This window comes from Rossellomorea sp. LJF3, from assembly GCF_037046045.1.
Classification (GTDB): Bacteria; Bacillota; Bacilli; order Bacillales; family Bacillaceae_B; genus Rossellomorea.
In genome coordinates, this window is sequence record NZ_JBANLY010000030.1 from 1 (window position 1) to 26,342 (window position 26,342).

The following is a 26,342-nucleotide window of genomic DNA, read 5'->3' on the forward strand; positions in this document are numbered from 1 at the left end:
ATAAAAGTTTGAATAGCTCTTTAAAAATAAATCTAGAATTAACGTTGACGTATTGTCTTGTTTTGTTCAGTTTTCAAGGTTCAATGTGTAAGCGCTTCGTTTGAAGCGACCTATATAATATATCATTTAAAGCGTTTGTCGTCAAGGTATTTTTTATTATTTTAGAAAAGTTATTTTCATGATAATTATGTAATGCCTTTCGGACAACAAATAATATTATACACACTATCAATCAAGTTTGCAAGGGGTAAATAATAAAAAGTCACAGATCACTTTTTTGACCTGCGACTTTTTTCATTTGGATGCTAAATCCGTAGACGATCTTAGATAAAGACCTCTGTAATATAGATATTCTTTTGCTGAGATAAATCTACTATTTCATCGGTTTTGAGTTTAACGATCGGGCTGGTGAAGGCGCTCGGTTTAGTATATATGACTTCTCCAAACTCACCCGTTGATAACCTTACCGGGGTTCCGGTTCTTAAGTCTCCCATTAATTGAAGGAGTCCTTCGACTACTTTAATATCAAATTTACCAAACAAGTCTTTGCTGATCATATCCAATACTTTGAAGATCGGCTGCTTGCTTCTGTACATTCTCTCAGATGTCATGGCATGAAACACGTCGGCAATCCCGACGATCTGTGAATAGAGATGGATGCGTTCGCTCTTTTCGGATGCAGGATATCCTGTTCCATCAAAACGTTCATGATGCTGAAAGATCGCAAGCTTTGTTTCCGTTTTTAATAGTGGAGTATCTTTGACCATCTTATATCCATTTGCCGTATGTAGCTTCACTTCTTTAAATTCACTTTCTGTCAGGGGCTGATCCTTGGATAATATGCGTGGGCTCACTTTAGCCATCCCACAGTCAGCCAGTGCTCCCGCTAATGCCAATTGATTGATCTGTCCCGACTTTAAACCGATCTTCTTGCCTATTAAAGCACTGATGATACTTACTGAAACCGCATGATGATAGAGATATTCCTTCTTAGTTGAATAGTGATGAAGGGAATATATGTATATATGATTTTGTTCCACTTCTTGAATAACGGGGAGTATGAGTTCTCTTACTCTTGCCACATTAACGGCCGTACCCGACTGCCAATTCATGAATTCCTTTTTGAATTCCTTTACTGTCGTTAAGTAAAGGTCTACAAATCCCAATGTCTCCTGCGGATTTGTCTCTTCTTGTTCCGAGACCTTATCAGAAGAGAGAGGTGACTTGAATGGATTCCCGTCGGCTTTTGTTTTCTCTATGTATAACTCATTAATATGGAATGCTTGCAGGATATTCAAATGTTCTTCTTCTAGCACCGTATTCTTTGGAATGATCGGGTTTGCTGCCAATCCCATTATATCTTCCGCTACGATACAGCCTAATTGTATTTCGCCACGATGTACCTTCAACTATACACACCTCACGACTGTTCTTTTAGTTTATTTTACCAAATTTAGTGAGGGATAGTTGTTATTTTCAAAAAATAAAAGTGGCTCCTGACAAAAAAATAAGCTATTTCCAGAATGGACACCCATTACTGAAAATAGCTTACTCTATTAATTATTCTTCTGTGTCTTCATCAGTTGCCTCAGAAGCTGGTTGGTCTTCCGTTTCTAGCTGTTCCATTCCTTCAGCAGATTCGACCGGTTCTTCCGTTTCTTCATCATCTTCTTTTTCAACTTTGGCGACGGTTGAAACGAATTCACTTTCTTGAAGACGGATCAGCTTGACCCCTTGGGTGTTACGTCCCGTTGTGGAAATGTCATTGACGTCCATACGGATGAGGACACCGTGGGCGGTGATGATCATTAAGTCTTCTTCGCCTGTGACGGCTTTGACAGAGACGAGTTCTCCATTACGCTCAGTCACATTACAGGTCTTCAATCCTTTACCACCACGGGTTTGGACTCTATATTCACTGGCAGGAGTACGTTTACCGTAACCATTTACCGTGACGACCAGGACATCACTCTTGTCTTCAAGGATCTCCATGCCGACGACGATATCATCATCGCTGAGGTTGATCCCCTTTACTCCAGTGGCGGTTCTTCCCATGGAACGGACATCTGTTTCAGGGAAACGGATCAACATACCCTGCTTCGTTCCGATGATCATATCTTTTGCCCCATCGGTCAGTTTGACGGATATCAGCTCGTCATTTTCCCGAAGGTTGATGGCGATCAGCCCGTTCGTCCGGATATTGGCGAAATCCGATACCGGCGTACGTTTTGAGATCCCTTGCTTTGTCGTAAAGAATAAGTACCAATCGTCCACAAATTCTTCGACCCGGATCATGGCGTTGATCCACTCATCTTTTTCCACTCCGAGGAGATTGATGATCGGAAGTCCTTTCGCAGTACGACTGAATTCTGGGATTTCGTATCCTTTTGCACGATATGCTTTTCCTTTGTTCGTAAAGAAGAGGATCGTATCATGAGTGGAAGTCGTCAATAGGTGTTCGACGAAGTCTTCACCATTGGTACCCATACCCTGGATCCCTCTTCCGCCCCGTTTTTGACTACGGTAGGTAGAAACCGGCAAACGCTTGATGTAACCATTATGAGTGAGGGAAACGACGATGTTCTCTCTAGGAATCAGGTCTTCATCCTCGATGTTCTCGATTCCACCCGCTACGATTTCAGATCTTCTTTCATCATTGAAGCGCTCTTTGATCTCGATGAGCTCTTCGCGGATGATTTCCAGAACTTTTTCGTCATCTGCAAGGATCGCTTTCAGTTCTGAAATCAGTTTCACTAATTCCTGATACTCGTCTTCAATTTTTTCACGCTCTAAACCGGTTAGACGTTGAAGACGCATATCCAGGATTGCCTGTGCCTGTTTATCGGATAAGGAGAAGTTCTCCATCAAACCTTGTTTTGCAAGCTCTGTTGTTTGAGAACCACGGATAAGGGCAATGATTTCATCGATGTGATCGAGGGCGATCCTCAGACCTTCTAGAATATGAGCCCTTGCTTCAGCTTTACGCAATTCAAATTCCGTTCTGCGGCGAATGACGACACGTTGGTGCTGAAGATAGTGATAGAGACATTCTTTTAAGTTCAATACCTTCGGCTGGCCGTCTACAAGTGCCAGAAGATTGATCCCGAAGCTTGTTTGAAGTGCCGTTTGTTTATATAAATTATTAAGTAGTACGTTAGCATTGGCGTCTTTTCTTACTTCAATGACGATGCGCATACCATTACGATCCGATTCATCACGAAGATCCGTGATACCATCAATCTTCTTATCCCGGACCAGATCCGCGATCTTCTCAATGAGTCTCGCTTTATTCACCTGATATGGGATTTGATGGACGATGATCGTTTCTTTTCCATTGCTCTTTGTTTCGATTTCCACACGGGCACGCATGGTGATGGAACCCTTACCCGTTTCGTAAGCGCGACGGATCCCGCTTCTTCCTACAATCAGACCGGCAGTAGGGAAATCAGGTCCGTAGATGAATTCCATCAGCTCTTGAATCGTAATGTCAGGATCTTTACTTAATGCAAGGATTCCATCGATGACCTCTCCAAGATTATGTGGAGGGATGTTCGTTGCCATCCCTACGGCGATTCCTGAAGAACCGTTTACCAAAAGGTTAGGGAAACGGGCAGGTAATACTTCCGGCTCCCGCTCAGTACCATCATAGTTATCTTTATAATCAATTGTGTCTTTATTAATATCACGAATGAGTTCCATAGAGATCTTGGACATACGTGCTTCTGTATAACGCATGGCCGCTGCGGCGTCACCGTCCACAGAACCGAAGTTACCGTGACCGTCAACCAGCATATAGCGATAGTTGAAATCCTGCGCCATACGAACCATGGTGTCATAAACAGCAGAGTCACCATGAGGGTGATACTTACCGATTACTTCACCGACGATACGTGCTGATTTCTTGTACGCTTTGTCAGACGTCATCCCGAGGTCATTCATCGCATATAAAATACGGCGATGGACGGGCTTAAGGCCATCACGTGCATCTGGTAGGGCACGTGAAACGATGACACTCATCGCATAATCCAGGAAAGACGAGCGCATTTCACTGCTTATATTAATCTCTTTAACATTCGATCTTGGTGTTTCTGCCATAGTAAAAGGGACCTCCTTTTAAAGAAAGATTTATACCTTTCTCACTCTTTACCTTGTCCGCTATGTAAAAGACAGGATAGCACCCAGGTCTATCCTGTTTATTTTATTTTAGATATCCAAGTTCTTGACGTAAGCTGCGTTTTCTTCGATGAAGTTACGTCTCGGCTCTACTTTGTCACCCATCAGGATATCAAAGGTTTCGTCGGCCTCGATCGCATCTTGAAGGCTTACCTGAAGCAGGGTCCTTGTTTCCGGATCCATTGTTGTTTCCCATAGTTGTTCAGGATTCATCTCTCCAAGACCTTTGTAACGCTGGATTCCAGGTTTAGGCGTCGGGGAAATTTCTGCAAGTATGCGATCCAGTTCTTTATCATTGTAGGCGTACTCGATTTTCTTCCCTTGTTGTATTTTGTACAAAGGCGGTTGAGCGATGTAGATATAACCTGCTTCAATGATATTTCTCATGTAACGATAGAAGAACGTTAATAATAGTGTGCGAATATGAGCGCCATCAACGTCGGCATCGGTCATGATCACGATTTTATGGTATCTTGCTTTAGCCAGATTGAAGTCTTCTCCAATACCTGTCCCGAGAGCTGTAATGATCGCACGGACCTCGTTATTAGAAAGGATCTTATCCAGACGTGCCTTTTCTACGTTGATGATTTTACCACGCAGTGGAAGGATGGCCTGGAAGTGACGGTCACGTCCCTGTTTGGCCGATCCACCGGCTGAGTCACCCTCAACCACATAGATTTCGCTGATGCTCGGGTCCTTGGAAGAACAGTCAGCCAGTTTACCAGGCAGGCTTGAAATTTCAAGGGCACTCTTACGGCGGGTAAGCTCCCTTGCTTTTTTCGCGGCCAGTCGGGCACGGGCAGCCATCAGGCCTTTTTCAACAACCTTTCGGGCAACAACCGGGTTCTCAAGTAAGAATGTTTCAAGATGCTCTGAGAAAAGAGAATCCGTGATCGTCCTCGCTTCGGAGTTCCCGAGTTTTGTTTTCGTCTGACCTTCGAATTGAGGGTCAGGATGTTTAATCGAGATGATGGCTGTCAGACCTTCCCGGACATCTTCCCCTGAAAGATTCGCATCATTCTCTCTGAATACATTATTTTTACGGGCGTAATCATTGATGACCCTCGTTAAAGCCGTTTTAAATCCGGACTCATGGGTTCCACCTTCATGAGTATGGATGTTATTGGCGAATGAGTAAAGATTGCTTGCGAAACCGTCATTGTATTGAAGGGCGATTTCAACGGTGATATCATCCTTTTCACCCTCAATGTAGATCGGTTCTTCATGGATGACTTCTTTCGAACGGTTAAGGTGCTCAACGTAAGACTTGATTCCACCTTCATAATGGTAGTCCCGTCTTTTCCCTTCTCCGCGCTTATCTTCAATACTGATTTGGATCCCTCTGTTTAAGAACGCCAATTCACGAATACGGTTTGCAAGTGTGTCATACTCGTATTCCGTCGTTTCAGTAAAGATTTCAGGATCTGGAGTGAAGTGGATGATCGTTCCGGTCTTATCCGTTTCTCCTACCACTTTAAGGTCGAAGCTCGGAACACCTTTTTCGAATTTTTGATAGTAGATGTTCCCATCACGATGGACATGTACCTCAAGTTCCGTGGAAAGGGCATTTACAACCGAGGCCCCTACTCCGTGCAGACCTCCGGATACTTTATATCCGCCGCCACCGAACTTACCGCCCGCGTGAAGAACCGTCATGATGACCTCTACAGCAGGACGTCCCATTTTTTCGTGGATCCCGACCGGAATCCCACGTCCATTATCCGTCACAGTAATACTGTTATCCTTTTCAATGATGACTTCGATTTCATTACAGTGTCCGGCTAATGCTTCATCAATACTGTTATCAACGATTTCCCACACCAAGTGATGCAGACCTCTGCCGCTTGTTGATCCAATATACATACCTGGTCTTTTCCGAACGGCCTCTAAACCTTCTAAAACCTGAATCTGATTTTCATCATAGGAGCCGCCTTGCGCTTGATTTTGTTCTATAGCCATACTGATTCACCTACACTTTCTAACCTTCAGGGCTTTATATTTCTATAATAAATTCTCATAGTTTGAGTATTTCTTTGATCGCTTCTTTAACGTACTGGATGCCAGCGGTGAGAGATACAACTGGCCCGTTGTGATAACAAGAGATTTATATGAACCCTTTGCAAGATTGCAAAGGTTATGATCTTTCGTTTTTAGAAAATGTTGAATTTCCTCTGAAAATTGAACGGTGTCTCGATCAATAATTGCGATGATTTCATCTGTACGTACCATGACATCTTCTCCAACATGTATGTACAAGGTAACACCTCATTTCAATCTTTTCATGGATCCGGCTTCCACTTCGAACGTAGTCGCCTCGTTTAAGGTTTGATGATCAATCCCGTCCACATTGGTCGTGGTCACGAAGGTTTGAACTTTCCCCTGAATGGTATTTAATAAGTGGGACTGACGATAATCATCGAGCTCAGATAACACATCATCCAGAAGTAAGATGGGATACTCTTTGATTTCAGAGTGTATCAGCTCGATTTCTGCAAGCTTCACAGAGAGGGCTGTCGTCCGTTGCTGCCCCTGTGACCCGAATGTTTGAACATCCCGTCCATTCACAATAAATTGAAGATCATCCCGATGGGGTCCGACCAGGGTCACACCCCGATCAATTTCCCGTTCACGGATACCATCGAATTTCTGCTCATATATATCTACCATTTTTGACCATTCTTGATTATCTGATACATCCAATGACGGTTTATATACGATTTCCAACGTTTCCAGGTTTCTTGAAATCCCTGAATGGATCGGTTTCGCCCAACTTTCCAGCAATTGAACGAACTCAAATCGTTTCTTCGTAATTTTCACCGCCATCTCGATGAACTGTTCCGTCAAGACATCAAGCATCGTCTGGTCTTTTTGTTTTCTTGTCTGCAACTGTTTTAAATAATGGTTCCGTTGCTGTAATATTTTCTGATAAAGGCTGATATCATGTAAATAAACAGGAGAAACCTGACCGATTTCCATGTCAATAAAACGGCGCCTGACTTGAGGGCTCCCTTTTACCAAATGAAGATCTTCAGGTGCAAACATGACAACATTCATATTCCCGACATATTGACTCAATTTAGACTGTTCAAGGTGATTACTCTTCGCCTTTTTCCCCTTTTTGGACAGGATAAGCTCCAAAGGTAATCCACCGTTATATTTCTGAATCCTACCTTTTATTTTAGCATATTCCTGGTCCCAACGGATTAAATCTTTATCATTTGAGGTCCGGTGGGACTTGGCCATTGCCAGGACGTAGATAGACTCCATGATATTCGTCTTCCCCTGGGCATTTTCTCCAAGAATGACGTTCACCTTATTTTCGAAACTCACGTCGATCGATTCGTAATTACGGTAGTTTCTTAATTCTAATTGTTCAATGTACATGGACATAACACCCTTTATTATTCTCCAGCAACCACAAAGACCCCTACTTCAGGAATTTCAACTTTGTCTCCAACCGTAAGCTTTCTCCCTCTTCTTTGGTCTTGCTCCCCGTTTATGTATACTTCATATTCACTTAAGAACCATTTCGCCATCCCACCCGACTGAATCACTTCAGCAAGCTTCAGGAATTGTCCCAATGTGATGATTTCTGTTTCAATGGTGATCTCTTTTGCCACTAAAATCACTACTTTCCGTATAAAGTCTCTAATATATTATTTTACTCTAAATGGAGTTAAGTCACAACTAACGAAAAATGGAGAAAATGGTCGCAGTTGATTTCCGAAGATCCCCCTGAATGTAAAAAGCCAACACCCGAACTTTTTCTAAGGTGTTGGCTTTTTGATTTTTAATACGTTCTTACCGGTAGGATCAGTTGAAGGATGGAGTCATCATGTAGCGGCTTCAATACGAACGGTCTCATCGCTCCAGTGAAGTTTACATGAATTTCGGTTCCTTCAATCGCTTTTAACGCGTCCATCATATATTTTGCGCTGAAGGAGATTTTCAGTTCTTCCCCTTCCACCGATTGGCTTTCCACCTGTTCGATGACCTTCCCGATTTCAGGCGTGTTTGACGAAATTTCAATGATTCCATCATCAAGTGTCGAAAGTTTCACGACGTTGTTTCGGCCTTCTCTCGCCAGCAGCGATGCACGATCGATCGCTTGTAAAAATTCTTTTGTGTTAAGGGTCAATTCTGTTTTCGTATCAGAAGGAATCAATCGGCTTGTGTCCGGGTAGTTCCCCTCTAATAGTCTTGAGAAGAATAATAAATGCTTTGCCTTGAACAGGACCTGGTTTTCCGTAATGACGATTTCAACTGGTTCATCCGTATCATCAAGGATCTTGTTTAACTCATTTAAGCTCTTTCCTGGAATCACGATATTGTATGAAGCATCATGATTGGTTTCGATCGGTGCTTTTCTCATGGCAAGTCTGTGACTATCTGTTGCAATACAGCTCAACTCCCCGTCTTCGATCTGACAGTTTACACCTGTCAAGATGGGGCGTGTTTCTGAGGTGGACACTGCGAATACGGTTTGTCTGATCATCGTTTTAAGAAGATCCGTTGATACTTTAATCCCGTTTCCTTCTTCAATTTGTGGAAGGTGAGGATATTCTTCAGGATCCAGACCGTTTAAATTGAATTCTGCCTGCCCTGATCGGATGACTGTCTGGAAGTGACTTTGAACTTCGATCTCAACCGTATCTTTCGGTAATTTCTTTACGATCTCACTAAAGAACTTTGCCTGGAGGACAATGCCGCCTGTTTCCATGATTCCAACGATTTCAGTACCTTCTTCCTCATTCGGAATAAAGGATTCAATCGAAATATCCGAATCACTACCTGTCAATGTGACTCCATCTTCAGTGGCAATGATTTTAATCCCTGTCAGGATGGGGATGGTCGTTCTTGATGTGACGGCTTTCATGACGTCCTGGACGCTCTGGACAAGATGGTCCCTTTGAATAACAAATTTCATGATTTATTCCTCCAATTTGCACATAATTTTATGGACTGAATCATATACTAATAATTTATTTAAAAAATAGTAATAGAAGTAGTAGGGCCTGTTGATATGTGGATAAGTGGGTAAATCGAACGTAAACACAGCCTATCCACATGTGGACAGACTGTGTGCTAGTTAGTCGGAGTTATTCACATTATCCAGTTTGGTTGTGTGTAGATTCAGGCCTTTAATGTTTCACGAATTTCCTTCAATTGCTGCTGAAGAAGTGCATCCGTTCCGAGTAATGTACTGATCTTCTCATGAGCATGAATGACAGTCGTGTGATCACGTCCGCCAAACTCTTCCCCGATCTTTGGAAGGGAGGAATCCGTCATTTCCCTGGATAAATACATGGCGATTTGTCTCGGAAATGCGATGGACTTTGTTCGTTTCTTCGCTTTAAAATCCTCAAGCTTCACATTGAAGTGCTCTCCAACGACACGTTGAATTTCCTGGATGGTAATCGCCCTTGGCTTCGAGCTTGGGATGATATCCTTCAGTGCTTCTGCTGCAAGATCTGCATTGATGTCTTTATTTATAAGAGAAGAGTACGCTACGACACGAATCAATGCGCCCTCTAACTCACGAATATTGGAATCGATCTGATTAGCTATATAAAGCATGGCTTCATTTGGAATATCCAGTCCTTCAGCCTTTGCTTTCTTTCGTAAAATCGCAATCCTCGTCTCAAGATCCGGTGGTGTGATATCTGTAATAAGCCCCCATTCGAATCGAGAACGAAGTCTATCTTCAAGTGTCGGGATTTCTTTCGGTGGCCGATCACTGGAAATGACAATTTGCTTGCTTTCTTCATGTAAGGTATTAAAAGTATGGAAAAATTCCTCTTGTGTTTGTTCTTTACCAGCTAAAAATTGAATATCATCGATTAATAAAACATCGACATTCCGGTATTTATTGCGGAAATCGACTGCTTTATTATCCCTGATGGAGTTAATGAATTCGTTGGTGAATTTTTCAGATGATAGGTAAACCACTTTTGCAGCGGGATTATGCTCAAGTACATAATGGCCGATGGCATGCATCAAGTGAGTTTTCCCAAGGCCGACTCCCCCATAAATAAATAAGGGATTATAGGCTTTGGCAGGTGCCTCAGCCACAGCCAAAGAAGCGGCATGGGCGAACCGGTTGCCAGAACCGATAACAAATGTGTCGAAAGTGTATTTAGCGTTCAGCATATTCTGATTGATATCCTGCTGATCATCATCCTTCATCGACTTTGGCGGTATTTGAATATCAAACTCTTCCGGCTCCTGGTTTTGAGGAATGATAAATTTCACGACTAGTTCTTCGCCCGTAATATCATACAAAACCCCTGAGATTAGCTGAGAGTAACGGCCTTCCAGCCAATCTCTTGCAAATTCATTTGGAGCTGTAATCACAAGGGTGTCCCCTTGAATGGAATGGGCCTTAGTTGATTTCAACCAAGTATCAAAGCTTGGTTTACTGATCTTTTTTTCAATATTTTCTAAGGCCTTGCTCCAAAGATCTCCGATATTCTCCAATCCTGATCCCTCCTTTTCTTAGTTTGTATAACTTCTGTACAATCATTACGCGCTATACATTCCTTAAACTCACGCTATTTTATAAAAATACAATTCGTTGAATGTGGAAAATATATATAATAAGGAAGGAAAATGGTTTTTCGACATTATCCACCACTTGTGGACAACGTTTTACAAACCCTCTGTATAAGTTACCCACATGATATCCACATTTTGTGGATAAGTTATTTCCGTAAACACAGTTATCAAGAGTGAAAACACAATAATCATATCAAAATATCCTTAGAGGTGCAATGCTTTTTAAATTTTATCCACAACCCCCCACACCTTGTGGAATGAAATTGTCCACAACCCAAGAACTTGTGAAAAAGTTGTCAGTATGTGTTGTGGATAATTTAAAACCATGTCGAATCCTATCCACAGGCAGGTTTAATAGAAAAATGGGATAGGGTTTGTAGAAGGAAACTAATTACTGAGAGAGTAGTGGTTGATTTCCGCTCCAGGGGCTCGCTTTCCGCGGGGCGTGAGTTGAGCCTCCTCGGGTTATAGCCCTGCGGGGTCTCAACTTTCCCGCGTTTCCCGCAGGAGTCGAGCCCCTTCCGCTCCAATCAACTATATGAGTATGTAACTTTTTCAAAATCTAAATCAGGGATAATCCAATTTCTAATTTTGTGGAAAGATTTCTTTGATTGATCCACCACATTATTAAAAAACGGTTATGTGAACTTCTTTCTAACCTGCAAAAGGTCACTAGTAACTTTTTTCTACCGATTTCATGTGTTTTTTTTTCTTAAGCAGTAGACCTTTAAAACCTATTGCTCTGTGCATCGGTCTTTCTTTGGGATTGGAAGGAGATTTGCGAGACTCCTGCGGAAAAACGGGCTGGGAAAGACCCCGCAGCGAAGCGAGGAGGCTTGCCCGCTCGTCCGCGGAAAGGGAGCGTAATCTCCTTCCAATCCAACACTGAACTAATAGAACAGAGCAGTAAACGAACGATTAACATTTTAGTGTTCATGAAAAATTTCAATGAAGTAACACTTAAAAAGAAAAATAATCTGAGTGTTGACTTTTTATGGGTACCGTCTTTATAATAGTGAGGAATGTCTTTAACTTTTTTAAAGATATCCTTCAGGGAGGTGTCATAGATGAAAAGAACGTTTCAACCAAATAACCGCAAAAGAAAAAAGAATCACGGTTTCCGTGCACGTATGAGCTCTAAAAACGGACGCAATGTTTTAGCTCGCCGTCGCAGTAAAGGAAGAAAAGTATTATCTGCCTAGACCACTGAACTGACTCAGTGGTCTTTTTTTTCCTTTCTATATAGGAGATAAGACGATTTGGCTCGTTCGTATTTTGGTTAACAGGAAAAAGTACTTATAATTTCATATGAATGAGCCAATAATGTCGAGGTTAGATCAAGACAATAATGAAAATTAGGTGTGGTCCATGCGGAAAGAACAAAGAGTAAAGAAAAACAAAGAGTTCCAGGAAATATTTAAAAAAGGGACATCCTTCGCGAATCGTCAATTCGTCTTGTATCTATTAAAGAAGGAAGAGCCTCAACCATTTCGAATCGGGATTTCCGTCAGTAAAAAAATCGGGAATGCTGTTTGCCGTAATCAAATCAAGCGTTACGTGCGGCAGGCTTTCTTAGAATTACAAGAAGAGGTTCACGATCAGTACGACTATCTTATCATCGCCAGAAAACCGGCGGCCGAAATGAATTTCCATGAGGTGAAGGGGAGTCTCACCCATGTATTAAAAAGAGGAAAAGTATTGAAAAGGTCTTCTTATGGCAAATATGATAGGAAGAAGTCATAACATTTTGAGAGAATGACAGGTTTCGTCATCACAAGCCATGGAAAAGATGTTACAATACGAGGGATTGTACTTTTTTGGTACGGGATAATGGTACTTGTTTACATTTAATTTGAAAGATATTAGTTGGGAGGAAAATAAGGGTGAAAAAGAGAATGATAGCCCTGGTGGGAATCATTGGGCTAATGGCTATTCTATCAGGTTGTACAGATTACAATAAGCCGATTACATCTGATAGTAGCGGAATATGGAATGAATATATTGTCTATCCTTTATCGCAATTGATTACAATGGTTGCAGAGTTTATGGGCGGATCTTACGGATTAGCGATTGTCATCGTAACATTGCTCATTCGTTTAGCGATTCTGCCATTGATGATCAAGCAAACGAGAAATTCAAAAGCCATGCAGGCATTACAACCTGAAATGAAAAAACTGCGTGAAAAATATAGCTCTAAAGATGCACAAACTCAGCAAAAGCTTCAACAAGAAACGATGGCTTTATTCCAAAGTCACGGGGTGAATCCGCTAGCGGGTTGTTTCCCATTGATCGTTCAAATGCCGATCTTGATCGGTTTCTACCATGCGATCGTCAGAACACAGGAAATAAAAGCGCATAACTTCTTATGGTTCGATCTCGGTAATCCGGATCCATACTATATTTTACCTTTAGTAGCAGGTTTAACAACGTTCATCCAACAAAAATTAATGATGGCGGGTACAGCGAATCAAAATCCGCAAATGGCCATGATGCTTTATATCATGCCGGTCATGATCATCATTTTTGCGATTAACTTCCCTGCAGCTCTATCCCTTTACTGGGTAGTCGGAAATCTATTCATGATTGCTCAAACATATTTCATCAAGGGACCTGAGATTAAAGAAGCGCAAGCCGTCAAAGCTGGTGGGAATTCGGGAGGAAAGAAAAAGTGAGAGAAGTAGAAGCGTCTGGTCAAACGGTGGAAGAAGCCATTGAATCAGCCTTGTCTCAACTGAATATCACCAAAGAAGAAGCAGAGATCGACGTCATTGATCAAGGTAAAAAAGGTTTATTCGGATTGTTCGGCGGAAGGCCGGCAGTCGTCAAAGTGAAGAAAGCGGTTGATCCGGTAGAGGAAGCGAAGGATTTTCTTCTATCTGTTGCACGGGAAATGGGCGTGGAAGCGACCATAGAAGTGAAAAGGGATGGAAGAGATGTGGAATTCAACATTTCCGGTGAAAAAATGGCTCTATTGATTGGCAAAAGAGGCCAAACGTTGAATGCTCTTCAACATTTGGCGCAATTGGTCGCCAATCGGGTGTCCGGTCAATTCATCACGATCTTGTTGGATGCCGAAAACTATCGGGAAAGACGGAAGCAGACGCTGACTACGCTTGCGGAACGTTTAGCAGAAAAGGCTCTGCGCACCAATCGCTCTGTTTCATTGGAACCGATGCCCTCATATGAACGAAAAGTGATCCACACCGCTTTAGTGGATTCGAAAAGGGTCGATACCCATTCAGAGGGAAGAGAACCCAATCGATACATTGTCATTGCACCAAAATAATGAAAGACGATTCCTTTAGGGGGATCGTTTTTTTTATGGATTCGTCCTGTGGATTCTTATTTTCACCCCGGTTTATTGTTATTCACATGTGGATAAGTTAAAATAATAGAGATGAGATGTTATCTGTGTGGATAACATTATTTGGTGACGAACAAGGGGTTTCCTTTCTTTAGTATTAAAACGGATTGTGATATTCTAATAATTTGGGGAAACGTTACTTTATACTATACATTTCATATAAATAGGTCAGCTATAAGAGAGGTGAACATAATGGAATTAGATACAATTGCAGCCATATCCACGCCGATGGGAGAGGGAGCGATCGCCATCGTCCGTTTGAGCGGTGAGTTGGCATTCGATATCGGTGATAAAGTCTTTAAGGGAATGAAAGGGAGTTCCATGATGGAATTTGCATCCCATACCATTCATTATGGACATATCGTTGATCCCGACACCGATCAAGTGGTGGAAGAGGTCATGGTTTCCGTGATGAGAGGACCAAAGACTTTCACCCGGGAAGACATTATCGAGATCAATTGCCACGGAGGAATTGTGTCGGTAAATAAAGTTCTGCAGCTGGTGTTGAAAAACGGGGCGAGACTTGCAGAACCCGGTGAATTCACGAAGCGGGCTTTTCTGAATGGTCGAATCGATCTTTCTCAGGCGGAAGCGGTGATGGATCTCATTCGGGCGAAAACCGATCGGGCCATGAATGTAGCCCTGAATCAAATGGAAGGCCGCCTTTCCAATCTGATCAGGAAGCTACGTCAGGAAATCCTTGAAACGCTTGCCCATGTGGAAGTGAATATTGATTATCCGGAGTATGATGATGTAGAAGAAATGACGCATAACGTCCTTCTGGAAAAATCCAAACACGTCCGGGATGAAATCGACCGGCTGGTTCGCACCTCTGAACAAGGGAAGATTTTAAGGGAAGGTCTTTCTACGGTGATTATCGGACGGCCCAATGTAGGGAAGTCCTCCCTCTTGAACAGCCTTGTTCACGAAAATAAAGCCATTGTGACGGATATTCCCGGGACAACACGTGATGTGATTGAGGAATATGTCAACGTAAGGGGAGTACCCCTCCGTCTTGTTGATACGGCGGGGATTCGTGAGACCGAAGATATCGTTGAACGAATCGGCGTGGAACGCTCGAGACAGGTGTTGAAGGAAGCCGATTTAATACTACTCGTGCTCAATTATGCGGATGAATTGACCTTTGAGGATGAACAGTTATTCGAAGCGGTGAGAGGAATGGACGTCATTGTCATCGTGAACAAAACGGATTTGCCTCAAAAGATTGATATAGATAAGGTAAGAAAGCTTTCCGAAAATCATCAGCTGGTGACAACGGCTTTATTGGAAGAACAGGGAATCGATGAATTGGAAGAAGCCATTTCATCCTTATTCTTTGCGGGATCCATCGAAGCGGGGGACATGACATATGTATCCAACAGTCGTCATATCGCCTTACTCAACCAGGCATCCCTTGCGATCAATGAAGCGATCGACAGCGTGGAGATGGGAACGCCGATTGACATTGCGCAGATCGATCTGACGAGAACGTGGGAGCTATTAGGTGAAATCATCGGGGACAGCGTCCATGAAAGCCTGATTGATCAGCTGTTTTCTCAGTTCTGCTTAGGAAAATAAACACTATTATAATGTGGACGGGAATTACCCGTCCTACAAGGAGGAAATAACAAACCATGCAATATGACGCAGGGCAATATGATGTCATTGTCATTGGTGCTGGCCATGCCGGGGTAGAAGCGGGACTTGCTTCTGCACGTATGGGAGCTAAAACGTTAATGGTCACCATTAACCTGGATATGGTCGCCTTTATGCCGTGTAATCCATCGGTCGGTGGACCGGCAAAGGGGATCGTTGTAAGGGAAATCGACGCTCTCGGTGGAGAGATGGGTCGTAATATAGATAAAACACATATACAAATGAGAATGTTGAATACAGGAAAAGGTCCTGCTGTACGCGCATTACGGGCGCAGGCAGATAAATTCCTCTATCAGCATGAAATGAAACGGACAATCGAAAACGAACCGAACATGACCTTGATGCAGGGAATGGTTGAGGAATTGATCGTGGAGGATGATGAATGTAAAGGTGTCGTCACCATGACAGGTGCTGCCTACCGTGCAAAAACGGTCGTCATCACCACTGGTACATTCCTTCGTGGTGAGATCATATTGGGAGACCTGAAATATTCAAGCGGTCCCAATAACCAACAGCCATCCATCAGATTATCTGATCATTTGCATGAGCTTGGCTTCGATACGGTCCGGTTTAAAACCGGGACACCGCCGCGGGTCAATAGTTCGACCATCGATTATTCGAAAACGGAGATTCAGCCAGGTGATGACGTTCCACGTGCATTCAGCTATGAAACGACCAAATACATCACGGATCAACTTCCATGCTGGCTGACGTATACGAATGAACTGACTCATCAATTAATCGACGACAATCTTCATCGTTCTCCAATGTATTCAGGTATGATCAAAGGAACAGGACCTCGTTACTGTCCTTCTATTGAAGATAAAGTCGTGCGTTTCCATGACAAGCCGCGTCATCAGATCTTCCTGGAGCCGGAAGGAAGAAATACTCAGGAAGTGTACGTTCAAGGATTATCGACTAGCCTGCCTGAAGATGTGCAGCAAAAAATCCTGCAGACCATTCCGGGTCTTGAAAAAGTACAAATGATGCGTGCCGGTTATGCCATCGAGTATGATTCCATCGTACCGACGCAATTATGGCCGACACTTGAGACGAAAAAAATTAAAAACCTGTACACCGCGGGGCAAATCAATGGAACATCCGGCTATGAAGAAGCGGCTGGACAAGGATTGATGGCAGGAATCAATGCTGCTTGCCGTGCTCTTGATAAAGACGAAGTGATCTTAAGCCGATCAGATGCTTATATCGGAGTACTGATCGATGACCTCGTGACAAAAGGGACGAACGAACCGTATCGTCTTCTGACTTCACGTGCGGAATACCGCTTGTTACTCCGTCATGATAATGCCGATCTTCGCTTAACGGATATCGGTCATAAGATCGGGTTGATCTCAGAGGATCGCTTTGAACGATTCACTGAGAAGAAAGAAGCGATATCTGCCGAGAAGAAGCGACTTGAATCCGTGCGCATCAAGCCGAGTGAAGAAACTCAAAGGGTGATCCGTGAAGCAGGCGGAAGCGAGCTGAAAGACGGGATACTGGCAGCTGATCTCCTGAAGCGGCCGGAAATGAATTACAGCCATATTAAGACACTCGTCCCAAGCGACATTGAGCTTGATCGCGACGTGGAGGAGCAAGTTGAAATCCAGGTGAAATATGAAGGTTATATTGAAAAATCTCTTCAACAGGTCGATAAAATGAAGAAGATGGAAAATAAGCGAATTCCTGAGAACATTGATTACAGCGCGATCAGCGGATTGGCTTCCGAAGCAAGACAGAAATTGATCGAGGTCCAGCCTCTTTCCCTTGCCCAGGCATCCCGCATTTCAGGCGTGAATCCCGCAGACATCTCTATTTTAATGGTCTATATCGAGCAAGGGAAAATCGCCAAAGTATCCGGTGATCAATAGAAGTAAAGGAAGGATCATTTCATGAACGTAAATGAATTTCAATCAATGCTTGAGGAGAAAGGGATTTCCCTTTCTTCCAGGCAATTAGATCAGTTTGAACGTTACTATGAATTGCTTGTTGAATGGAATGAAAAAATGAATTTGACGGCAATCACTGACAAAGAAGACGTCTATTTAAAGCATTTTTACGATTCAATCAGTGCAGCATTTTATGTCGACTTCTCGGAAGTCCAATCTCTGTGTGATGTTGGGGCAGGTGCCGGTTTTCCAAGTATCCCGCTTAAAATATGCTTCCCGCATCTACATATTTCGATTGTTGATTCCTTGAACAAGCGCATCACATTCTTAAATCATTTGTCGGATGAGCTGGGACTTGCAAATACCCATTTTTATCATGATCGTGCAGAGACATTTGGAAAAAACAAGGCTCACCGCGAAAAATATGATATGGTTACAGCAAGAGCCGTAGCCAGAATGTCCGTTTTAAGCGAATTATGCCTTCCGCTTGTGAAAAAAGGTGGAGCATTTGTCGCCATGAAGGCTTCCAATGTCAATGAAGAGCTGTCCAATGCAAAGAAAGCCATCGGGACACTTGGTGGACAAACGGATAAAATGTATTCCTTCATTCTTCCTGAAGAAGAAAGTGAACGGAATATAGTAAAAATCAACAAAGTGAAAGAAACGCCTAACAAATATCCCAGAAAACCCGGGACACCGAATAAATTACCGTTAGAATAGTATGGTCACTCTCCTGCCTCAATCGGTCATGGTATAATCGACATATAGTGAGAAGGCAGGAAATTGACATATTTTAGAGAATATTAATAAAGGGAGTTTCTTAAAGGTGGTGTAGGAAGATGAAGCATCCTTTCTCTCGTTTTTTTGGCCTAGGTGAAAAGGAGCAAGATGTTGAATCTGAAGAGTCGAATGTAGTGGAAGAAGATCGTGATGAAGTGAGGAAGATACAGGTCTCGCAAATCATCCCGAATCGATTTCAACCAAGGACTGTGTTTAATGATGAAAAGATAGAAGAGTTATCCAGAACGATTCACACTCATGGCATCATCCAGCCGATCGTGGTGAGACAGTACGATGATGACCAGTTTGAGATCATTGCGGGTGAACGGAGATACAGAGCCGTTCAAAAGCTCGGCTGGGAAACCGTACCGGCGATTGTGAAGAATCTTAATGATACAGAAACAGCCTCTGTCGCATTAATTGAGAACTTACAAAGAGAAGAACTCTCTCCTATAGAGGAAGCAATCGCATATGGAAAACTGTTGGAATTACATGATCTAACTCAAGAAGCCCTTGCTCAACGCTTAGGAAAAGGACAATCAACCGTGGCGAACAAGCTTCGTCTCCTAAAGCTTCCAGAAGAAATTCAATCAGCTCTACTTGATAAACAAATCACTGAACGTCACGCCAGGGCTTTGATTCCTCTGAAGAATTCTGAAAAGCAGATCCAGCTTCTTCAAGAAATCATTGAAAAGAGCTTGAATGTCAAACAGACCGAAGACCGGGTTGTGAAAATGCAAGAAGGAACGACCCAAAAGCCGAAGCCTAAACGGAAGGCCTTCAGCAAAGACATGAGAATTGCCGTGAATACGATCCGACAATCGTTGTCCATGGTATCCGATAGCGGGATCAATCTCGACTCAGAAGAAGAAGAGCACGAGGAATTCTATCAATTCACCATTCGTATTCCGAAAAAAAAATAGATTCGTAGTCTAAAAGTGAGAAACATATCCGATCCGTTTCTCACTTTTTTTATTGCGAGCCTTGGATAGATGTAAACGAACGATAGACACTTTCCTATTTATGGAAATGTGTTTCTTTTTGAAAAATTGACAGACAATTATCCGGTAATTTTGATAGAATAAAAGAATACTGTGTAAAAATGAAATCAATCTTAGGAAGTCAAAAGGCAGGTGACAACCTTGGGCAGAATCGTAGCCGTTACAAACCAAAAAGGCGGGGTGGGAAAGACCACAACCTCAGTCAATTTGGGGGCTTGTTTAGCTTATATAGGGAAAAAGGTTTTACTTGTAGATATCGATCCTCAGGGAAACGCCACTAGTGGTGTGGGCGTTGAAAAAGGGGATGTACAACAGTGTATCTATGATGTGTTAGTGGATGATGTAGATGTTAAAGACACGATCAAACAATCAAAAGTAGAGAACTTATCGATTGTCCCAGCAACGATTTCACTTGCTGGAGCGGAAATTGAATTGGTTCCGACCATCTCCCGTGAAGTCCGTTTAAAGAAAGCTCTGGAGAAGGTAAAGGACGAATTCGATTTCATCATTATCGATTGTCCCCCTTCATTGGGACTCCTGACGATCAATGCGTTAACCGCTTCGGATGCTGTCGTCATACCGGTCCAGTGTGAATATTATGCCCTCGAGGGATTAAGTCAGCTGTTAAGCACGGTCCGTTTAGTGCAGAAGCATCTGAATCATGACCTTATGATTGATGGTGTATTGTTAACGATGCTTGATGCCAGGACCAATCTGGGCATCCAGGTCATCGAAGAAGTGAAAAAATACTTTCAAGACAAAGTGTATCGCACAATTATCCCACGTAATGTTCGTTTAAGTGAAGCACCCAGTCATGGTGAACCGATTATCATCTATGATGCGAAATCCAGGGGAGCAGAAGTTTATTTAGAACTGGCAAAGGAAGTGGTGGCGAATGGCTAAAGGTTTAGGAAAGGGCATCAATGCTCTCTTTACCAATATGCAAACAACGCAAAATGAAGAGTCCGTCCAGGAAGTGAGCCTGAAAGAAATAAGGCCGAACCCTTATCAGCCACGAAAAATCTTTGAGCCGCAGGCAATCGAAGAATTGAAAGAATCAATCCTGGAACACGGGATCCTCCAACCGATCATTGTCCGTAAGTCCATTAAAGGATATGAGATTGTGGTCGGTGAACGCCGCTATCGTGCAGCTACAGCGGCTAAGTTAGAGACAGTTCCCGTTGTCGTGCGTGAATTGAATGATCAACAAATGATGGAACTTGCGGTTTTGGAAAACCTTCAACGCGAGGACTTGACGCCGATCGAGGAAGGCGCAGCCTATCAAATGCTGATGGATAAATTGAACCTTACACAGGAAGAACTGGCGAAACGATTAGGGAAGAGCAGACCTCATATCGCGAACCATATTCGCTTACTCTCCCTCCCTTCACCCGTTCAGGAACTTATTTCTGAAGGGAAGCTGTCAATGGGACATGGACGTGCCCTTCTTGGATTGAAAGATAAAAAGAAACTGTCCATGATCGTCAATCGGATCCTGAAAGAATCATTAAACGTCCGTCAATTAGAAAAAATCATTCAAGAAGCCAATGACAATGTTCCACGTGAAACAAAAAAGAACGAGCGGAAAGACATTTTCATCCAGGAACAGGAGTCCCTCTTGCGTGAACGCTTCGGCACAACCGTAACGATTAAACAATCGAAGAAAAAAGGGAAGATCGAACTGGAATTCTTTTCGAAGGAAGACCTGGATCGGATCTTGGAATTATTGCAGTAGCATCAAGGGACTGACTTAAGTGGCATATCACATGCCATTTAAGCCAGTCCTCTTCCATATGGTACATATACTATTCTTTGGGAAATAATCATAAGGGGAAACGTCATGGTACTTTTAGGAACGCTAGTAAATGGAGTATGTATTATCATCGGGACGCTATTGGGTAAGATCCTGCACCGCATACCTGAAGATATGAAGGGGACGGTCATGAAGGCGATAGGACTCGCCGTTATCGTTCTTGGTTTACAGATGGGGTTGAAAAGTGAGAACTTTCTCATCGTGATCATCAGCCTTGCCCTTGGTGCTGCCTGGGGAGAGTGGATGAATCTCGAGGACAAGCTCAATGCCCTGGGGAATTGGCTGGAAACGAAGATAGGCAGCAAAAATGAAACCTCTATTTCACAAGGGTTTGTAACCGCCACCCTGATTTTTGTCATTGGGGCCATGGCCGTTATCGGTGCGCTGGATAGCGGGATCAGGGGAGATCATGATGTTCTTCTGACCAAATCGATCATTGATGGATTTACTTCTTTAATCTTAACGACGACCCTCGGGATCGGTGTCATGTTCTCGGCCATTCCAGTCGTCCTGTATCAGGGAATCATCGCCCTATTCGCCACTCAGATCCATCAATGGGTGCCTCAGGAACTGATGGATGCTTATATTGTCGAAATGACGTCAACAGGAGGCATCATGATTTTTGCGATTGGACTCAACCTCCTGGGTGTTACGAAAATAAGAGTCGCCAATTTACTTCCAGGCATCATCGTGGTGGGCATGGTGGTCGGAATCATCCACGCCTATCATTTGTATATGTAATAAAAAAGGGAGATGGCGGAACACGCCATCTCCCTTATCTCTTTACTGCTGCAATTCTTCCCGCCATTTTTCAATACTGACGGCATTTCGCCGTTCTACAGAATGACCTGCCAGCACAATCGCTTCCGCAATCGTCCTCGCCATTTTCATGACCAGATTCAAACGGGTATTCTGCAGGACAAAAAATTCCATGAACCCACTGACATTTACAATACCGGTCAAATGAATTTCCCCGACCTCAGGCAGTTCTTTATTGACTCCGGCTCCCGGGCGTAAAGGACCTTCACTCAACTGAATGGCACCAACACTCTTTAATCGTCCAAGACAGGCATCGACACCTATGATAAAGGGATTGATATGTTTAGAAGCGATATCCTTGAGCTTCTCTTCCAGATTGACGGCATGGATCGGATCATCCAATGTTCCATAGACATGGAATGGTTTAATATCCTGTTCCTCTATTAATGTACCAACCAAAGGCCCCAATGAATCCCCTGTCGAGCGGTCCGTACCGATACAGACAAACACGATGGGCCTTGTACGATAATAAGTGGGAAGCATCGACGACAATTGAACAGAAAGATCCTGTGCCGCACGCTCTTCCTGGTGAAGGACTCTAAAGGGTTCAGATCTTCGTTCAAATAGTCCTTTTTTTAGATTCATCGCTTCCACTCCTTTGGATGTGATTAGGGGGATTATGTTGAAATTGACTTTGTCAGGTCTTGCCACCAGAATCATAATGTTGAAGTATTATCAGTATACGGACGATTTCTTTTTTTCATACATAATAAACTCCGATTTTTCATAAAATAAAAATTTTCTAGAAACTATTCTTTATGAGGTTATATCTACACAAGGAGAGGGAAAGTTGATAAAATAAGGAATACTTCTTATTGAATGATAAGTGGAGGTTCGATATATGAGTGCGAAAAACACTAAAACTACTGTAGATGACACTATTGATAAAGCTACTGAGAAACTGATAGATAATGAAATGTGGATGTCCCTGGGAACAGGGGCTTTAAAGATTATTGCCATTATGGTCATTACATATCTTGCGCTAAGGGTAGGAAGGTCTGCGATTCGAAACGTATTCAAGGTCCGGTCTCGTTCCCCTCTTAAGTTCACTGAACGAAGGGAAGCCACTTTATCCAAACTGTTGGAGAACGTCTTGACCTATGTGATCTATTTCATCAGCTTGATGACCATTTTATCGACTCTGGAAATTGATGTAAAAGGACTTATCGCAGGGGCCGGGATCGTCGGCCTTGCCGTCGGTTTCGGTGCACAGAATCTGGTACGTGATATCATCACCGGTTTTTTCATTATCTTCGAAGATCAATTTTCAGTAGGCGATTATGTTCGCATCGGTTCTGCAGAGGGAACCGTCGAAGAAATCGGCCTGCGAACGACAAAGATCAAAAGTTGGACCGGGGAATTACATATCTTCCCCAATGGGAATGTTACAGAAGTAACCAACTACTCCATTCATAACAGTATCGCTGTCGTGGATGTCAGCATTGCCCATGAGGAGAATATTGAAGAAGCAGAGAAAGTGATGCAGAAACTTCTTCTTGCTTTACCGCAAAAGTATGAGGAACTTGTGAATCCGCCAGAGCTGTTGGGGATTCAAACTCTGGGGGCATCTGAAGTTGTCATCCGGATTGTGGCTGAAACAGTGCCGATGAGTCATTGGTATATGGCCAGGATGATCCGAAAAGAAGTGAAACTATGCCTGAATGAGCATGGTATTGAGATTCCGTACCCTCGAATGGTGATGTATTCACGTAAAGATGAAGAAGAGCTACACCCCCGGCAAGAGAAACAAAAAAGACTTGAAAGCGAATAAGGAGGAGTAACCGGTGGAACCAAAGACATTCACATTAAATGACATTGTAGAAATGAAGAAGCCTCATCCATGTGGTACGAACCGCTGGAAAGTGATCCGTATGGGGATGGATATTCGCATCAAGTGTGTCGGGTGCGGCCATAGTGTCATGATCCCCAGAAAAGACTTTGCAAAGAAAATGAAAAAGGTCATCTCAAGCGGTGAAGAAGAATAAGTATTCTTTTTTTACCCATAATTCTTTTGACCTAATCCACCTTATGTTCACTTGAATGTAATCAAGAGCATCCACTCGATTTCCCAAGAGCGGATGCTTTTTTCTGCAGGAATGTTTTCCTGTGGAACACCGGAAGCTTCACTTGTCTTTTCCCACTATTATCTCTATAATTGTGAAAGGTTCGACCGTTTACTAGTTTTTTGATCTTACAGGATTTTTAATAGATAAGAATATGGATGAGGAGTGACTGAAATGGCATTAACAGCTGGTATTGTGGGACTACCTAACGTAGGGAAATCCACTTTATTCAACGCAATTACAAAAGCAGGTGCAGAATCTGCGAACTACCCGTTCTGTACCATTGATCCGAACGTAGGAATTGTAGAGGTTCCGGATCACCGTCTTGATAAATTAACCGAACTCGTGGACCCGAAGAAGACGGTTCCCACTGCCTTCGAATTCACGGATATTGCCGGGATTGTAAAAGGCGCAAGTAAAGGAGAAGGACTGGGGAACAAATTCCTGTCCCATATCCGTCAAGTGGATGCGATCTGTCAGGTTGTCCGTTGCTTCGCAGATGATAATATCACACACGTATCAGGTAAAGTAGATCCGATTGCGGATATCGAAGTCATCAACCTGGAGTTGATCCTGGCTGACCTTGAAACGGTGGACAAGCGTCTTGCAAGAGTTCAGAAAATGGCGAAGCAAAAAGACAAAGAAGCAGTATTTGAGCATGATATCCTTGTGAAAATCAAAGAAGCGTTGGAAGCTGAACAGCCAGCCCGTACAGTTGAGTTCTCGGATGAGCAAATGAAGCTTGTGAAACAGCTTCATCTTCTGACTTCTAAGCCTGTATTATATGTAGCGAACGTAAGTGAAGACGAGATCGCGGATCCTTCTGATAACGAATATGTTCAGAAAGTACGTGAATTTGCGAAAGACGACAACGCAGAAGTGATCGTTGTCTGCGCGAAGATTGAATCTGAAATCGCCGAGCTAGATGATGAAGAAAAGGCGATGTTCCTGCAGGAGTTAGGCATCGAAGAATCTGGCCTTGATCAGCTGATCCGTGCTACCTATTCCCTACTGGGATTGGCTACTTACTTCACAGCAGGTGTACAAGAAGTCCGTGCCTGGACGTTCCGTGAAGGAATGAAAGCCCCTCAATGTGCAGGTGTCATCCACACCGACTTTGAAAGAGGATTCATCCGTGCCGAAACCGTATCTTATGAAGATTTAGTTGCTGCCGGTACAATGGGTGCAGCCCGCGAAGCAGGAAAAGTCCGTCTGGAAGGTAAAGAATACCTTGTAAAAGACGGAGACATCATTCACTTCCGATTTAACGTGTAAGTTCATCTCCTGTAATGTAGATAAAATAGCGTTACTTACAGAAAGAAGATGTTAGTGCTGACGATGAGTATAAATGAGAACAGATGATATTCTCATATCTACTTGTTATAACCTTATACTAGGTATGTTGTAGTATAGAACTCACGCATACAGTTGATTGGAACGGAAGGTGCTCGACTCCTGCGGGAAATGCTGGAGAGTACGAAATGCGGAGGCGGCTCGAACAGCCCCGACAAGCATAAGATGAATGGACGAAGAAGGCGTTGTTTTGCCTTCTTGGGCCATTTAGCTTATGACCTCGAGGGGCTAGCCGCCGTAGCTGGACAGGTGAGACCCCGCAGGCGTAGCCGAGGAGGCTCACCGCCAGCCCCGCGGAAAGCGAGCACCTGGAGTGGAAATCAACCAGCACTCGCTTTGTTATAAGCAAACAAATGTTTATTCTAAAAAAGACTAGAATCCATATTCTAGTCTTTTTTATACGTCATATTGCAATAATAGATAACCTGTGCTATAATTTTATTTCGTGAGTAATGAACGCATTGCTCCTTGTTCTTTCACAAAGAAAGGACCGCATAGACCACGAGGAGGTGACATTCAGATGAGAAAGTACGAAGTTATGTACATTGTCCGCCCAAACATTGACGACGAGTCAAAGAAAGCAGTAGTTGAGCGTTTCGATAACGTTTTAACAACTAACGGCGCGGAAATCATCGAGTCAAAAGATTGGGGTAAACGTCGTTTAGCGTATGAAATCAACGATTTTCGTGATGGTTTCTATCAACTAGTTAAGATGAGCGCTACTTCTGATGCAGTTAACGAATTCGATCGTTTAGCTAAAATCAGCGATGATATTATCCGTCATATCGTTGTTAAAGAAGAAGAATAATCCGTACGTTTTTTAAGATATACACTTCTATCATCTGTTTCACGTGAAACAGTAACCTAGAAGGAAGG

The 26,342-nt window shown here is 43.0% G+C and carries 24 protein-coding genes; 15 read left to right on the top strand and 9 right to left on the bottom strand.

The window, feature by feature from the left end:
* Nucleotides 1-323: 323 nt before the first annotated feature.
* The 8 genes from V8G47_RS19150 to dnaA all read right to left on the bottom strand — a co-directional run bounded on the left by V8G47_RS19150 (nucleotide 324) and on the right by dnaA (nucleotide 10,650).
* Nucleotides 324-1,409, bottom strand: coding sequence for an HD-GYP domain-containing protein (locus V8G47_RS19150; RefSeq protein WP_336201475.1), 1,086 nt, complete (start codon nucleotides 1,407-1,409; stop codon nucleotides 324-326).
* Nucleotides 1,410-1,560: 151 nt separating this feature from the next.
* Complete coding sequence (gyrA, locus tag V8G47_RS19155; RefSeq protein ID WP_336201476.1) at nucleotides 1,561-4,095, bottom strand: DNA gyrase subunit A; 2,535 nt, start codon at nucleotides 4,093-4,095, stop codon at nucleotides 1,561-1,563.
* Nucleotides 4,096-4,203: 108 nt separating this feature from the next.
* The gene (gyrB, locus tag V8G47_RS19160) at nucleotides 4,204-6,132 is read right to left on the bottom strand and encodes a DNA topoisomerase (ATP-hydrolyzing) subunit B (RefSeq protein ID WP_336201477.1); all 1,929 of its coding nucleotides are present in this window, start codon (nucleotides 6,130-6,132) and stop codon (nucleotides 4,204-4,206) included.
* Between the two features lie 42 nt (nucleotides 6,133-6,174).
* Nucleotides 6,175-6,429 carry an extracellular matrix regulator RemB gene (gene remB, locus V8G47_RS19165; RefSeq protein WP_034764730.1) on the bottom strand — a complete coding sequence of 85 codons (255 nt, stop codon included), beginning with the start codon at nucleotides 6,427-6,429 and terminating at the stop codon, nucleotides 6,175-6,177.
* Between the two features lie 9 nt (nucleotides 6,430-6,438).
* Nucleotides 6,439-7,557, bottom strand: coding sequence for a DNA replication/repair protein RecF (recF, locus tag V8G47_RS19170; protein WP_060674630.1), 1,119 nt, complete (start codon nucleotides 7,555-7,557; stop codon nucleotides 6,439-6,441).
* Between the two features lie 17 nt (nucleotides 7,558-7,574).
* Nucleotides 7,575-7,793, bottom strand: coding sequence for a S4 domain-containing protein YaaA (gene yaaA, locus V8G47_RS19175; protein ID WP_034764734.1), 219 nt, complete (start codon nucleotides 7,791-7,793; stop codon nucleotides 7,575-7,577).
* A gap of 170 nt (nucleotides 7,794-7,963) precedes the next feature.
* Nucleotides 7,964-9,100, bottom strand: a complete 1,137-nt coding sequence (gene dnaN, locus V8G47_RS19180) for a DNA polymerase III subunit beta (RefSeq protein WP_336201478.1) — start codon at nucleotides 9,098-9,100, stop codon at nucleotides 7,964-7,966.
* 206 nt (nucleotides 9,101-9,306) lie between these two features.
* The gene (gene dnaA / locus V8G47_RS19185) at nucleotides 9,307-10,650 is read right to left on the bottom strand and encodes a chromosomal replication initiator protein DnaA (protein ID WP_061811179.1); all 1,344 of its coding nucleotides are present in this window, start codon (nucleotides 10,648-10,650) and stop codon (nucleotides 9,307-9,309) included.
* A gap of 1,145 nt (nucleotides 10,651-11,795) precedes the next feature.
* Between dnaA and rpmH the strand changes: the two genes are divergently transcribed.
* From rpmH to V8G47_RS19240, 11 genes are all read left to right on the top strand, one after another.
* Entirely contained in the window at nucleotides 11,796-11,930 is a 135-nt protein-coding gene (gene rpmH, locus V8G47_RS19190) for a 50S ribosomal protein L34 (protein ID WP_034764748.1), read from the top strand.
* 166 nt (nucleotides 11,931-12,096) lie between these two features.
* Nucleotides 12,097-12,471: a ribonuclease P protein component gene (gene rnpA / locus V8G47_RS19195; protein WP_061811180.1), complete on the top strand. Its 375-nt coding sequence runs from the start codon at nucleotides 12,097-12,099 to the stop codon at nucleotides 12,469-12,471.
* A 140-nt stretch (nucleotides 12,472-12,611) separates the two neighbouring features.
* Nucleotides 12,612-13,400 carry a YidC family membrane integrase SpoIIIJ gene (gene spoIIIJ / locus V8G47_RS19200; RefSeq protein WP_098351359.1) on the top strand — a complete coding sequence of 263 codons (789 nt, stop codon included), beginning with the start codon at nucleotides 12,612-12,614 and terminating at the stop codon, nucleotides 13,398-13,400.
* Complete coding sequence (gene jag / locus V8G47_RS19205; protein WP_336201479.1) at nucleotides 13,397-14,014, top strand: RNA-binding cell elongation regulator Jag/EloR; 618 nt, start codon at nucleotides 13,397-13,399, stop codon at nucleotides 14,012-14,014. The genes spoIIIJ and jag overlap by 4 nt, the downstream gene beginning before the upstream one ends.
* Nucleotides 14,015-14,284: 270 nt before the next feature.
* Entirely contained in the window at nucleotides 14,285-15,670 is a 1,386-nt protein-coding gene (gene mnmE, locus V8G47_RS19210; RefSeq protein WP_336201480.1) for a tRNA uridine-5-carboxymethylaminomethyl(34) synthesis GTPase MnmE, read from the top strand.
* A gap of 56 nt (nucleotides 15,671-15,726) precedes the next feature.
* The gene (gene mnmG, locus V8G47_RS19215; protein WP_336201481.1) at nucleotides 15,727-17,619 is read left to right on the top strand and encodes a tRNA uridine-5-carboxymethylaminomethyl(34) synthesis enzyme MnmG; all 1,893 of its coding nucleotides are present in this window, start codon (nucleotides 15,727-15,729) and stop codon (nucleotides 17,617-17,619) included.
* 21 nt (nucleotides 17,620-17,640) lie between these two features.
* On the top strand, nucleotides 17,641-18,357 hold the full coding sequence (gene rsmG, locus V8G47_RS19220) for a 16S rRNA (guanine(527)-N(7))-methyltransferase RsmG (protein ID WP_336201482.1): 717 nt from the start codon (nucleotides 17,641-17,643) through the stop codon (nucleotides 18,355-18,357).
* A 119-nt stretch (nucleotides 18,358-18,476) separates the two neighbouring features.
* Complete coding sequence (noc, locus tag V8G47_RS19225; RefSeq protein WP_336201483.1) at nucleotides 18,477-19,340, top strand: nucleoid occlusion protein; 864 nt, start codon at nucleotides 18,477-18,479, stop codon at nucleotides 19,338-19,340.
* A gap of 219 nt (nucleotides 19,341-19,559) precedes the next feature.
* Nucleotides 19,560-20,321, top strand: coding sequence for a ParA family protein (locus V8G47_RS19230; protein ID WP_034764762.1), 762 nt, complete (start codon nucleotides 19,560-19,562; stop codon nucleotides 20,319-20,321).
* The gene (locus V8G47_RS19235; protein ID WP_336201484.1) at nucleotides 20,314-21,153 is read left to right on the top strand and encodes a ParB/RepB/Spo0J family partition protein; all 840 of its coding nucleotides are present in this window, start codon (nucleotides 20,314-20,316) and stop codon (nucleotides 21,151-21,153) included. The genes V8G47_RS19230 and V8G47_RS19235 overlap by 8 nt, the downstream gene beginning before the upstream one ends.
* Before the next feature lie 105 nt (nucleotides 21,154-21,258).
* Nucleotides 21,259-21,972, top strand: a complete 714-nt coding sequence (locus V8G47_RS19240) for a DUF554 domain-containing protein (RefSeq protein ID WP_254652727.1) — start codon at nucleotides 21,259-21,261, stop codon at nucleotides 21,970-21,972.
* 42 nt (nucleotides 21,973-22,014) lie between these two features.
* Here the strand turns inward: V8G47_RS19240 and yyaC are convergent, their stop codons facing one another.
* Nucleotides 22,015-22,635: a spore protease YyaC gene (gene yyaC, locus V8G47_RS19245; protein WP_034764767.1), complete on the bottom strand. Its 621-nt coding sequence runs from the start codon at nucleotides 22,633-22,635 to the stop codon at nucleotides 22,015-22,017.
* 256 nt (nucleotides 22,636-22,891) lie between these two features.
* Here yyaC and V8G47_RS19250 point away from each other — a divergent pair, with 256 nt between their 5' ends.
* The 4 genes from V8G47_RS19250 to rpsF all read left to right on the top strand — a co-directional run bounded on the left by V8G47_RS19250 (nucleotide 22,892) and on the right by rpsF (nucleotide 26,274).
* Complete coding sequence (locus tag V8G47_RS19250; protein ID WP_336201485.1) at nucleotides 22,892-23,821, top strand: mechanosensitive ion channel family protein; 930 nt, start codon at nucleotides 22,892-22,894, stop codon at nucleotides 23,819-23,821.
* 13 nt (nucleotides 23,822-23,834) lie between these two features.
* Nucleotides 23,835-24,035: a DUF951 domain-containing protein gene (locus tag V8G47_RS19255; protein ID WP_034764770.1), complete on the top strand. Its 201-nt coding sequence runs from the start codon at nucleotides 23,835-23,837 to the stop codon at nucleotides 24,033-24,035.
* A 252-nt stretch (nucleotides 24,036-24,287) separates the two neighbouring features.
* Nucleotides 24,288-25,388 carry a redox-regulated ATPase YchF gene (gene ychF / locus V8G47_RS19260; RefSeq protein WP_060674606.1) on the top strand — a complete coding sequence of 367 codons (1,101 nt, stop codon included), beginning with the start codon at nucleotides 24,288-24,290 and terminating at the stop codon, nucleotides 25,386-25,388.
* A gap of 598 nt (nucleotides 25,389-25,986) precedes the next feature.
* Nucleotides 25,987-26,274: a 30S ribosomal protein S6 gene (rpsF, locus tag V8G47_RS19265; RefSeq protein WP_034764776.1), complete on the top strand. Its 288-nt coding sequence runs from the start codon at nucleotides 25,987-25,989 to the stop codon at nucleotides 26,272-26,274.
* The last annotated feature ends 68 nt before the right edge of the window (nucleotides 26,275-26,342 follow it).